The 1,056-nt window shown below is 56.2% G+C and carries 1 protein-coding gene and 1 pseudogene; both read right to left on the bottom strand.

Annotation, left to right across the window (positions count from 1 at the left end; genetic code table 11):
• Positions 1 to 39: 39 nt before the first annotated feature.
• Positions 40 to 792 (bottom strand): DUF4123 domain-containing protein, encoded by a 753-nt coding sequence (locus AC55NX_RS20730; RefSeq protein ID WP_496997451.1) that lies wholly within the window; start codon positions 790 to 792, stop codon positions 40 to 42.
• Positions 780 to 1,056, bottom strand: a pseudogene (locus AC55NX_RS20735) (hypothetical protein); the annotation flags it as partial. The pseudogene AC55NX_RS20735 and the gene AC55NX_RS20730, both read right to left, overlap by 13 nt.

Genomic DNA, 1,056 nt, shown 5'->3' on the forward strand with positions numbered 1-1,056 from the left:
ACTGCTGATTGATATAATTGTAAAATGCCTGTTGTTCACTCATGAGAGCATCCCTAACCGTTGTTGTTCTTGTTCTATCAATTGAATGAAAGCCGCGAGATAACCGTCTTGCTCTCCCTGATAACGCGCGACAAAACGCTCGGTTTTCTGACGTAAAACCGGCTCAGGATAGGCGTCATACAAAGCCTGTTGATACTCACTTAATCCCTGAAGGAGATTATTGACCAATACACCCGGGTCTTCGCTCAGCCCCGCCAACACCGCCTCGGGCACTTGCCACCACGGGAAAGGCCGCTCCTGAAAATCGGCTGGCGCAGTGGGGGCCGGGTTTTCCACCCGGGTCAGTGTTTGTTGAGCCGATAAGCGCAGCCAGCATTGGGTCGGCCCCATCAGAGCGATGCGCTGCTCGTCATCGCACAGTGTCGCCACATCCAGCCCGAAACGCGGGTCGTAGAAACGGAAAAACACATGCTCGCCGGATGGCAGCCACACATGGGTCAGGCTGCGAAAATGCGCCTGAACGGTGGCAAAATCGGCATGACTGCCGACCAACATGCCCCAGTCCTCGCATGACGCCTGTTCAATCCAGTCGAGAAACGGGTGCTCAGGGGTAATCTGCGCGAGATTCGGCATCACTTCGCGCCATTCGGCATACGGTGTGCTCAGCCAGATGCCCTGCGCATCACTGCCACCATGGAGGTAAAACCAGCGCTGCGGCTGGCCGTCACTGGTTTCATTGAGAATGACGTACCAGTTTAAATCCGGGGTCAGTTGCTGGTTTAAATCGCACATGCGCCATCCTTACATTTTTCACACTCTTCACAGAACGGTGCTGCAGATTTCATCGTGGCAATCTGCGCCGGAGTCAGGATAGGCGCCGGATTGTCCGGCTTGGTGGTGATTTCATCCGGTAATTGCGCGGCTTGCCCGCCATAAGCCACCGCACTGCCGGCACTGCCGCCGGCGTTGAGGTTAATCGCCGGACCGGAGAGGTTGACACTGCCGCTGTCGATACTGATAAAACTGCCCCCGGCCGATAACGTCAGCCCGGAGCCG

The sequence above is a fragment of the Vibrio rubrogenes genome, assembly GCF_059641415.1.

Coding starts and splice junctions, on each gene's coding strand:
- AC55NX_RS20730 (WP_496997451.1), bottom strand. CDS start 792: ATGTGCGATTTAAACCAGCAACTGACCCCGGATTTAAACTGGTACGTC.